The organism is Pantoea sp. GM01, from assembly GCF_000282675.1.
In the GTDB taxonomy this organism is placed as follows: domain Bacteria; phylum Pseudomonadota; class Gammaproteobacteria; order Enterobacterales; family Enterobacteriaceae; genus Pantoea; species Pantoea nemavictus.
Window position 1 is genome coordinate 1 of the sequence record NZ_AKIU01000093.1, and the last position, 10,299, is coordinate 10,299.

Below are 10,299 nucleotides of genomic sequence, written 5' to 3' on the forward strand. Positions count from 1 at the left end.
CCTGGCCAATTATTCCCGCCATGCGGCATCGCGCTGCAATACGGGCAAACGCTCACGCGGATGGCGCAGCGAGGGCAAACAGGCCAGCAAACCGCGCGTATACGGATGTTGCGCCTGCTGCAGTTGCCCGGCATCTAACAGCTCGACGATGCGACCGCCGTACATCACCGCCACGCGATCGCAGAAGTGCGACACCAGCGGCAGATCGTGGCTAATCAGGATCAGCCCCATGCCGCGCGCTGACACCAGCTCGTCAATCAACTTGAGGATCTCGGCTTGCACCGTGGCATCCAGCGCGCTGGTGGGTTCATCGGCGATCAGCAGTTCCGGATCGGGCGCCAGCATCATGGCAATCATCACGCGCTGCCCCATGCCGCCAGACACTTCATGCGGATAGCGTTTCGCCACGGCGGCCGGATCGCGAATCTTCACCTGTTCCAGCAGCGCAATCGCTGCCTGCATCGCTGCTTTATGGCTGCCGCCTTTGTGCTCGCGCCAGGCTTCGGCAATCTGCTGGCCAATGGTCATCACCGGATTGAGCGAATATTTCGGGTCCTGCAGGATAAAACCGACGCGCTTGCCGCGAATTTTACGCAGCACTTTTTCGCTGGCACCGCGCAGATCGATGCCATCAAAGCGCAGTGCGTCGGCGCTGACCTCGGCATTGCCCGGCAGCAACTGCATCAGGCTGCGCGCGGTCAACGATTTGCCAGAGCCACTTTCGCCAACGATGGCGAACTTCTCGCGGCCGACGCTAAAACTCACGCCGCGCACCGCTTCAAAGGTCTCGGTGCGTGAACGGAAGGCGATGCGGAGATTCTCAATTTCCACCAACATTTAGCGCTCCTTAGGATCCAGCACGTCGCGCAGACCGTCGCCGAGAAAGTTGAATGCCAGCGACGTCAGGAAAATCGCGATACAGGGCATTAAGGGCACCCACCATTCGCTGAACAGGAAGCGACGCGCAGTGGCGATCATCGTGCCCCATTCCGGTGAGGGCGGCTGCGCGCCCATGCCGAGAAAGCCCAGGCTGGCGGCGGTAATGATGATGGAACTCATATCCAGCGTGATGCGTACAATCAGGCTCGGCACGCACAGCGGCATGATATGGCGCAGAATGATGCGCAGCGGCGAGGCGCCGGTCAGACGGCTGGCAGCGATAAAGTCGCTGTGGCGGAACTGCAGGGTTTCGGCGCGCGCCAGGCGCGCATACGGCGGCCACGAGGTGAGGGCAATCGCTAAAATCGCACTCTCCACGCCCGGTTTCAGTGCGGCCACAAAGGCCAGCGCCAAAATCAAACGCGGGAAGGCGAGGAAGATATCGGTGATGCGCATCAGTGCTTTATCGATGAAGCCGCCGGCGTAACCGGCGATGCAGCCAATCAGCAGGCCGAGCGGCGCGGTGAGCAGCACCACAGCGATTACCATGCCGAGAGTAGTGCGGCCGCCGTAGATAATACGCGTCCAGACATCGCGCCCCAGCTCATCGGTGCCGAGCCAGTGCGCGGCAGAAGGCGCAGCGAGGCGGTTTTCCAGATGCTGCGCGCCGGGATCGAACGACGTCAGCCACGGCGCAAACAGCGCCAGAAACAGCATCACGCTAATCACCAGCAGGCCGGCCATCGCCAGGGGATTGCTGCGCAGGCTCAGCCACAGGCGATAACGCCGGCCCCACACCGCCTGGCGACGGTTGGCTGGCGTGTCGTCGAGCAGCCAGTCACGAGAGAAGAAGATCATTTTACGCGCGGGTCCCAAAGTCGATAGAGAAGGTCAGCCAGCTGGTTGAGCAGCACATACACGGTGCCGACCAGCAACGTTGCGCCAACCACCGGATTCATGTCGGCGTTCATCAATGAGGTGGTGAGATATTGGCCGAGGCCAGGCCAGGCGAAGACGTTTTCCGTCACCACCGCGCCTTCGAGCAAGCCGGCGTAGGTCAGCGCCAGCACCGTCACCAGCTGCACCGCCACGGTGGGAAACGCATGGCGCCAGATGACCCGGCGTGACGACAACCCTTTGGCGCGCGCAGTGATCACGAACTCGCCGCTCAACGCGTTGAGCATAAAGGTGCGCGTCATACGCGTGATGTAGGCCATGCTGAAATAGGCCAGGATCAGCACCGGCTGCGCCATGTGCGCCAGCGCATCCCAAAAGGCGTCAACTTCACCCGCCAGCAGCGAGTCGATGGTGAGGAAACCGGTAACCTGCGGCACCATATCCTGCCAGATGATGTCCTGCCGTCCGGGGCCGGGCGCAATGCCGAGCACCGCGTAGAACACCAGCAGGCTCAGCAGCGCCAGCACGAACACCGGCAGCGAATGGCCAGCAAGACAGATCACGCGAATGGTTTGGTCGATCCACGAACTCTGGCGTACCGCCGCCCACACGCCGAGCGGAATGCCAATCAGCGCCGCGATGATGATGGCGGCTGTTGCCAGCTCCATGGTGGCAGGGAAGAAACGCGCGATATCGGTGCTCACCGGATTGGAGGTGAGGATCGATTTACCGAGATCGCCATGCAGCAGTTGATTGAGGTAGTGACCAAACTGCACGTAAAGGGGCTGATCCAGCCCCATTTCCACCCGCACGCGCTCCACGACCGATTGCGGTGCGTTATCGCCGACCGCCGCCAGCACCGGATCGGTGGGCATGACGCGGCCGATGAAAAAGGTCAAAACCGACAGGCCAAACAGCGTCAGCACCAGGCTTCCCAGGGTGCTGACGATTCTCTTCAGTAACGGCATCAGGCTTTTTTCACCTGCGCATACGGCCACTGCTCCAGCACGGTCATGTGTACATCAGCCAGCGCTTTGCTGGTGGCCACATTTTTGGTCTTCTGCATCATGAAAATGAACGGACTTTTTTCACGCCCCAGTTGCTGAATTTGCTGGTAGAGCGCAATACGCTTCGCCGGATCCGGCTCGTGCAGCGCCTGCTCGGTCAGTTTGTTGAACGCTTCATCTGACCAGCTGCAGCGCCATGCCAGGGTACGCGCACGCGCGTTATCGCTGTTATCGGTGTTGACGCAGAAGGCTTCGGTGTTGGAGTTGGGATCAAAGTAATCGGCGCCCCACACGGTCAACGCCAGCTGATGCTGACGCGCACGCATTTTGGTCAGCACCTGACGGTTTTCGGCGGCAATCAATGACACTTTGATGCCAATCGCGCCCAGCTGGGTTTGAATTGCCTGCGCAATGTCCGGATACGGCTGCATCGAGTAGTGATCGAGGGTGATTTCGAAGCCGTCCGGATAACCGGCTTCGGCCAGCAGCGCTTTGGCTTTTGCCAGATCTTTGTGGAATGGCGTATCGTCCAGCGCCGCCGGGAAACCGCTCGGCAGGAAACTCTGATGGGTGACAAAACTCATCGACAGAATGTTTTTCTGTATGCTGTCGTAATCCAGCGCCCACTTCAGCGCCTGCCACACCTGCGGCTTTTTCAGGTACTGATTATTGGTGTTGCACGACATCAGCATGATGGCCGACAGCGATTGATTCACCAGCGCCACGCTGCTGTCGTTTTTCACCTGCAGCAACTGTTCGGTGGTGAGGTCATACGCCGCATCGACATCGCCTTTTTTCAGCATCAGCGCCTGCGCCGCCGGGTCAGCGATATGTTTGAGGATCACGCGTTTGATTTTGCTCTGCGCGGCATATTGCGGGCTGAGTTCCAGAATCACCGTTTCGCTGGCATTCCAGGTGCGCAGGGTAAAGGCCCCGGATCCGGCACTATGCTGCTTCAGCCAGCCGTTGCCAAAATCGTTGTTCTGCTGATTCGCCAGGCAGGCTTTCTTCGACACGATGCTGCCGACGGTGGCGGATAGGCAATACAGCAGGAAGGTTTCTGCCGCTGGCGCACCGAGTTTCATCTCCACGGTGTGTGCATCTTTGGCGGTGACCCGCTGCGTCACGTTGTCTTTGGTAAAGCCGAACTGGTTGATAATAAACGCCGGGCTCTTATCCAGCTTGACGATACGTTCAATCGAGAACGCCACATCTTCAGCGGTGAGCGGCGAACCATCGGCGAACTTCGCCGCCGGATCGAGATGGAAGGTATAAGTGCCGTTATCGCTGCTGACGTCCCAGCTTTGCGCCAGCTGACCAATCACTTTGTCGGCTTGTTGCGGATCGGGCGTGACTAAACGTTGATACAGGTTGCCGCAGATCTGGCCGCCGGTGGCTTCGAAGCTTTCGTGCGGATCGAGGCTGGTGATGTTATCGAGCTGCATCGCGATGACCAGCATGCTGGGTGGCGTGGCGGCAAAGGTGGAATTCAGGCTGAGGTAGGAAACAACAGGTACAGCAGTGCATCCTGCAAGAAAACGTCTTCTGGTAACCATGTAAACTCCCAACTGATTGATAATTAAAATAAAAAATTGTTATTTGATTGTTTTTTGTCTTGACTTTCCTCCTGTGCGGGAGGATTAATACCGGCTCTAAGCCTTTTGTTTCACGCGTCGATGCTCGCCCTTTTTTGGTGCAATTTGCTCCGCCAGCAGGCAGTACCGCGCTTTGCCACGAACAGGGAACTGACCAACATGTCTGACTCGATTACCCTCGATATTCCGGTCTTTGACGGCCATAACGATGTGCTGAATAAGCTGTGGCAGCACCATCAGCCGGACGCGGTTAATGTCTTTTTCACTGGCAGCAAAAGCGGCCAAATGGACTTCCCGCGTATCCGTCAGGGAAATATGTTAGGTGGCATTTTCGCCACCTGGGTGCCGTCCCATCCTCTGATTGCAAGAAGTGCGCCAGACCTCGCAGATTTTCCTCAGGAAATTATCAATTCAGCGCGTGACGCCACCTTTTCCATGCTGGCGCTGCTGCTGCGTATTGAGCAGGCATCGAACGGGCAGGTGAAGATTTGCCGCAGCGTGCGCGATATCCGCCACTGCATGGAAAACCAAGTGTTAGCGGTGGTGATGCACGTGGAAGGCGCGGAAGCGCTGGATAGCAACGGCGAGCTGCTCGATATCTTGTACGCCAGCGGGTTACGCACGCTGGGGCCGCTGTGGAGTCGTCCGAATCAGTTCGGCGACGGCGTGCCGTTCCTCTATCCTTCGTCGCCGGATGTCGGCAACGGTCTGACGGCAGCGGGCAAGCAGCTGGTGCGCGACTGTAATCGCCGCCGCATCATGGTCGATCTGTCGCATATGGATGAGAAAGGCTTCTGGCACACCGCAGAGATCAGCGATGCACCGCTGGTGGCGAGCCACTCCAACGCGCATGTGCTAAGCGCGCAGTCGCGTAATCTCACCGATCGTCAGCTGGCAGCGATTGCCGAAACCAACGGCTTTGTCGGGGTTAACTTTGCAGTGCCATTCCTGCGTGAAGATGGCGATCGCCATGCGCCAACCGGCGTTGATGCCATCGTGCGTCATGTTGAGTATCTGCTGGAAAAAGTGGGGGAAGATGGCGTCGGATTTGGTTCGGATCTCGATGGCGCAACCATGCCGGGCGACCTGAAAGACGTAGCCGGATTCCCGCTGCTGGTGCAGGCGCTGGCGGCGCGCGGCTATTCGCGCGCGCTGCTGGAGAAGATTTGCCACGGCAACTGGCTGCGCGTACTTGAAGCCACCTGGGGCGAATAATCATGCGGCTGCGGCATATTGAAGTGTTTCAGGCGATTGTGCAGACCGGCAGCATCAGTGCGGCGGCGCGCCTGCTTAATGTGTCGCAGCCGAATGTCAGCCGGGTGCTGAATCACGCCGAGCAGCAGCTCGGTTTTGCGCTGTTTGAACGGCGCGCGCAGGGCATGATCGTCACCGCAGAAGGGCGGCGCTTACTGCCGGAAGTGGAAGATATCTACCAACGTTTACAGGCAATTACCCAATTAACCGAACAGCTGCGGCGCGGCGAAGGACAAACGGTGCGCGTCGGGGCTGCGCACGCGTTTGGTCAGATGGTACTGGCGCCGGCGCTGGTGAACTGGCGGCAGCAGGCGGCGTCGGTCAGCGTCGAGTTGGTTACCGAGCACTTCAGCACCTTATGCCGCATGATCATGGAGAATCAGCTCGATTTCGCGCTGGTGTTCGGCCAGCAGGTTGAAGCCGATTTACTGGCAGAGCCGCTGTTTCAGTCATCGATGGTAGCGTTGCTACCGCGCGATCACACGCATCATGAGCCGGTAACGCTGGAGTGGCTGTGCGCCAATAATCTGCTGATGATGCAGAATCAGGATCCGCTCGGCCGGGTGCTGCACCGCGCGCTGCGTGATAAGGGGCTGAATCCTGCGGTATCGCTGTCGATCAAAACCTATTCGGTGATTGCCGATATGGTGCTGGCGGGCGGCGGCGTGGGGATTGTCGATCTGTTTACCGCCTGCCGTTATGCCAACCAGCTCAAGCTGCTGCCGGTGGCGCAGCCGCTGCCGTTTGAAGTGATGTTAATCAGTCGCCGCGATCAGCCGCAGTCGCAATCGACGCTGCAGCTGAAACAGGTGATTCGTAACAAGCTGTGGGAGATAGCGCGCCAGTGTGAATCGCAGTTTTTCACGCGCTGAATCTGTAGCGGCGAAATTTATTGCGCATTGCCCGAATGGGCATTTTGCGGTCATCGACATGCGCGATAAATCGCGCCGCTACGGCATGTGCGGCGCTTTGCTGAATCAAATCCCATCCGTAATCGGTTTGCGCACCAGCAGCAAATAGGCCAGCGCACCCACCACCGTGACGGCGGCGCAAATCATCAATGCCAGGCTAAATGACTTGGTGGTATCCAGCACCCAGCCGGTAATCACCGGCGCGAACGAGGCGAAGACAAAGCTGGCGAAGTTCTGGATGCTGCCGACTGACGCCGTCATGCGCGCCGTAACGTTGGCGTGAATCAAACCCCAGCAGGACGTCCCGGCAAAGTGGATGCAGAACAGCGCCATACCAATTAGCGTCACCGCGCTGGTGGTGTCGGTGGCGCGAGTCACAAACGCGGTAAACGCGGCAGACAGCAACATGCCGCTGACGATGGAAATTTTACGCACCTTCACCGCATCATGACCACGCCGTACCAGCGCATCGACCACATAACCGTTCAGCAGCATGCCCGCCGCGCCGAACAGGAACGGAATCGCCGCCAGTAAACCGGTGCTTTTCAGATCCAGGTTGTAAGTCGATTGCAGGTAGCCCGGCAGCCGGCGATATACAGCCATGCGGTGTAGTTGATGCCGCTGAAGCCAATCATCATGCCCCACATGGTGCGCTGCTTGAACAGCCCGCGCCACTCGGCAAAACTCAGCGGCTCCTTGCGTGATGCCACGCTACCCGCCTGCAGATAGTGAATCTCTTCACCGCTCAGTGTGTTGTTATCGCGGTCGCGATACATCAGATACCAGCCAACAGCGAGGAACATGCCCAGCACGCCGATGGTGATAAACATGCCGCGCCAGCCCATTACCATCATCATTGCCGCCAGAATCGGTGGCGCGATGGATAAACCAATCATCGAGGCGGCGTTAAACATGCCCATCGGCATGCCCCGATCTTTAATGTTGAACCAGTCGTTAATCACCTTTACGCCGCACGGATTCATCGGCGCTTCACCGATACCCAACCCGATACGCACCACAATAAACTGGGTGAAGTTATGCACTAAACCGGCAGCCGCCTGGAACAGCGACCAGAAGAACATGCCAATCGCCAGCATGATGCGCGGCCCTTTGCGATCCAGCAGCGCGCCGCAGGGGAGCTGCGCTAAGCCGTAAGCCAGTGAGAACGCCGAGAGCAGTAAACCAATTTCGGTCGCGGATAAACCCAGCTCGCCGCGAATCGTCATGTTGGCGACGGAGAGTGAACTGCGGTCAAGATAGTTAATCATGGCGGCAAACAGCAGCAGCAACATGGCGGTAATTTGAATCTTTTTGAGGCGCGGCGAGCGCACCACGTCACTGCGTGCCGGGATAAAATCTTGCCCGTCTGCAGCGGGTAGTGGCGCGTTTTCGCGGCCACGAGCCGAAGTATTTTCCATTGCGACCTCCCGGATCTGGGTACTTATCGTTATGCGTTTGTATGGGATCCTGTGGCAGCGAAACGGTGCTGCCCCAACGGATTGACTTCGAGACTAGAAGCATTCAGATCGGGATGTTGCGGAGTTGTTTCAGATTCGTGCGGGAGCTAATGCTTTGTGGTTTTTAATCGGTTTTTAATTGTACTGACGGATCGATCGGATCATCGAGGTTTTGGCGGTGCCGAGATGGTTGTGCAGGGCACACAACGCTTCCACATCCTGGCGGCTAATCAGCGCGGTGAGAATCGCCATATGCTCCTCAAGGGCCACGATATTGCGCTGCTTAAGATCGGTTTCATCCCACTGATAATGCGAGTGAAAAATCACTGAAATGATCTCCAGCGATTGATTAAAAAACGGATTGTTGGCGGCCGAGAGAATCAGCGTGTGCATCTCTTTATCCAGCGCGGCGAAGTGGCGGTAATTGCTGGCGATGGTGTCGCGCATCGAACGGTGGCGATCGAGCAGGTCACGCGCCTGCATCCAGCGCTCATCCTGCGAAGGGAGATTGAGGAAGCGGGTCAGCGCATGGGTTTCCAGCATTTCGCGCAGCTCAAACAGGTTTTCGGCATAAGTCTGATCAAACTTCTTCATGCGCCATTGGCCGCGTTTGACCGGCTCCAACAGGTCATAGCGCATAAAACGCAGCAGAAATTCGCGCACCACAATCGGACTGACTTTCACCTGCTGCGCCAGCTGCAGCTCGCTAAAGGTGTCGCCCGGCATCAGTTGGCGCTGATTAATCAAATTGAAAAAGGTCTGTTCGAACTGTAGCGCCTGCTGATCGATTGGCGGCGTCAGGGCGTTAAAACCGTCTTCATCGCTGGGATCGCGCACAATCACGTAGGTTTCATCCACCTTCTCCAGCACGCCGCGATCATGCAGATGCTGCAGCGTGTGGCGCACCGTGGTGCGGCTGATGTTGAACATTTCGGCCAGCGCCGCCTGCGGTGGCAGCGGCGAACGGATATGCCGTTTGGCGATGCCCTCCAGCATTTGGTTAATGACGTTTTGGCGAAGGTTCTGGCTGCGGCTCATGTGCGTCTCCGGTTTTTTATCTATTAAAAACCATACAAAGCCCAAAAAAAGCGCCTGGCTTCACACTTCCCCTAACGCAAAAAGTCGTCGTCGGCGATTTTCGCCATAACTGCGACAACAGCATAGGAGAAGCCAATGACAACAATGACAACAATGAAAACGCTGGTAGTCGCCGAGCCGCGCCAGATGGTGTGGCAGCAGCGCGCGAAACCGACGCCCGCCGCCCATGACGTTCTGATTAAACCGATCGCCGCCGGGATTTGCGGCACCGATATTCATGCCTGGGCCGGCAATCAGCCGTTCTTCAGCTATCCACGCGTGCTGGGGCATGAGCTGTGCGGCGAAGTGGTGGAACTCGGCAGTGCGGTCAGCGGTTTCCGGTTGGGCCAGCGCGTGGCGCTGATTCCCTATGTGGCCTGCCAGCAGTGCGATGCCTGTCTGAGCGGCAAAACCAACTGCTGTGAAAAAATCTCGGTGATTGGCGTGCATCAGGATGGCGGATTTTGCGAATTCCTTAGCGTGCCTGCCAGCAATTTGCTGGCGGTGGATGAGGTTGATCCGGAAGCCGCGGCGCTGATTGAACCCTTTGCCATCAGCGCCCATGCGGTACGCCGTGCAGCGGTGGCGGCGGATGAGCAGGTGCTGGTGGTCGGTGCCGGGCCGATTGGGCTCGGCGTGGCGGCAATCGCCGCAGCGGCTGGCGCTAATGTGGTGGTGGCGGATACCAGCGAGCAGCGGCGTGCACACGTGGCGCAGAAGCTGGGTTTGGCGACAGTGAATCCGTTAGAAGAGGATTTTGAAACGCAGCTGAAAACGGAGTTTGGCGGACGCTTAGCCGCCAAAGTGATCGATGCTACCGGCAGCCCGGCGGCAATGAACGGTGCGGTAAAACTGATTCGTCACGGCGGCACCGTCGTGTTTGTTGGCCTGCATAAAGGGGATTTGGTGATTCCTGACATCGAGTTCCATAAAAAGGAAACCACCTTGATGGGCAGCCGCAACGCCACGCTGGAAGATTTCGCTAAAGTCGGCGAACTGATGGCGAACGGTCAGCTTCGTGCCGACATGATGCTGAATCGTCACTATGATTTCTCTACGCTGGCGGAGACCTTTGAATCTGAAGTTATCAATAATCGTGAACTGATTAAGGGCGTGATTCACTTCGAGCGTTAATCTCTTCCTCCAGCATGTTCGGTCGGCATAAATGGCGTAATGCCGATCAGTTAAGCGCTGAGCGACTTTCGTTCGCCATCGGCTGGGG

At 57.9% G+C, this 10,299-nt stretch carries 8 protein-coding genes and 1 pseudogene; 3 read left to right on the forward strand and 6 right to left on the reverse strand.

Translation table 11 applies throughout. From position 1 onward, the window contains the following. Window positions 1-9 precede the first annotated feature (9 nt). The 4 genes from PMI17_RS23715 to PMI17_RS23730 are packed head-to-tail and all read right to left on the reverse strand — an operon-like array spanning window position 10 to window position 4,339. The gene (locus PMI17_RS23715; RefSeq protein WP_007893728.1) at window positions 10-837 is read right to left on the reverse strand and encodes an ABC transporter ATP-binding protein; all 828 of its coding nucleotides are present in this window, start codon (window positions 835-837) and stop codon (window positions 10-12) included. Further along, window positions 838-1,737: an ABC transporter permease gene (locus PMI17_RS23720; RefSeq protein WP_007893731.1), complete on the reverse strand. Its 900-nt coding sequence runs from the start codon at window positions 1,735-1,737 to the stop codon at window positions 838-840. Continuing rightward, window positions 1,734-2,744 (reverse strand): ABC transporter permease, encoded by a 1,011-nt coding sequence (locus tag PMI17_RS23725; RefSeq protein ID WP_007893733.1) that lies wholly within the window; start codon window positions 2,742-2,744, stop codon window positions 1,734-1,736. Before PMI17_RS23725 ends, PMI17_RS23720 begins: the two co-directional genes overlap by 4 nt. After that, entirely contained in the window at window positions 2,744-4,339 is a 1,596-nt protein-coding gene (locus PMI17_RS23730; RefSeq protein WP_007893736.1) for an ABC transporter substrate-binding protein, read from the reverse strand. The genes PMI17_RS23725 and PMI17_RS23730 overlap by 1 nt, the downstream gene beginning before the upstream one ends. Before the next feature lie 198 nt (window positions 4,340-4,537). On the opposite strand from PMI17_RS23730, the gene PMI17_RS23735 reads away from it, so the two are divergent. Further along, window positions 4,538-5,593: a dipeptidase gene (locus PMI17_RS23735; RefSeq protein WP_007893739.1), complete on the forward strand. Its 1,056-nt coding sequence runs from the start codon at window positions 4,538-4,540 to the stop codon at window positions 5,591-5,593. Window positions 5,594-5,595: 2 nt separating this feature from the next. Then, window positions 5,596-6,504, forward strand: coding sequence for a LysR family transcriptional regulator (locus PMI17_RS23740; protein WP_007893746.1), 909 nt, complete (start codon window positions 5,596-5,598; stop codon window positions 6,502-6,504). Between the two features lie 105 nt (window positions 6,505-6,609). Here the strand turns inward: PMI17_RS23740 and PMI17_RS23745 are convergent. Further along, window positions 6,610-7,961: pseudogene (locus PMI17_RS23745) on the reverse strand (MFS transporter). A gap of 174 nt (window positions 7,962-8,135) precedes the next feature. Further along, window positions 8,136-9,038, reverse strand: a complete 903-nt coding sequence (locus tag PMI17_RS23750; protein ID WP_007893749.1) for a GntR family transcriptional regulator — start codon at window positions 9,036-9,038, stop codon at window positions 8,136-8,138. Between the two features lie 144 nt (window positions 9,039-9,182). On the opposite strand from PMI17_RS23750, the gene PMI17_RS23755 reads away from it, so the two are divergent. Continuing rightward, entirely contained in the window at window positions 9,183-10,211 is a 1,029-nt protein-coding gene (locus tag PMI17_RS23755) for a zinc-binding alcohol dehydrogenase family protein (protein ID WP_036622205.1), read from the forward strand. Window positions 10,212-10,299 lie beyond the last annotated feature (88 nt).

Bases quoted from the DNA above. Each gene is read 5' to 3' on its own strand.
- PMI17_RS23715 (WP_007893728.1), bottom strand. From the start codon at position 837: ATGTTGGTGGAAATTGAGAATCTCCGCATCGCCTTCCGTTCACGCACC.
- PMI17_RS23720 (WP_007893731.1), bottom strand. From the start codon at position 1,737: ATGATCTTCTTCTCTCGTGACTGGCTGCTCGACGACACGCCAGCCAAC.
- PMI17_RS23725 (WP_007893733.1), bottom strand. From the start codon at position 2,744: ATGCCGTTACTGAAGAGAATCGTCAGCACCCTGGGAAGCCTGGTGCTG.
- PMI17_RS23730 (WP_007893736.1), bottom strand. From the start codon at position 4,339: ATGGTTACCAGAAGACGTTTTCTTGCAGGATGCACTGCTGTACCTGTT.
- PMI17_RS23735 (WP_007893739.1), top strand. From the start codon at position 4,538: ATGTCTGACTCGATTACCCTCGATATTCCGGTCTTTGACGGCCATAAC.
- PMI17_RS23740 (WP_007893746.1), top strand. From the start codon at position 5,596: ATGCGGCTGCGGCATATTGAAGTGTTTCAGGCGATTGTGCAGACCGGC.
- PMI17_RS23750 (WP_007893749.1), bottom strand. From the start codon at position 9,038: ATGAGCCGCAGCCAGAACCTTCGCCAAAACGTCATTAACCAAATGCTG.
- PMI17_RS23755 (WP_036622205.1), top strand. From the start codon at position 9,183: ATGACAACAATGAAAACGCTGGTAGTCGCCGAGCCGCGCCAGATGGTG.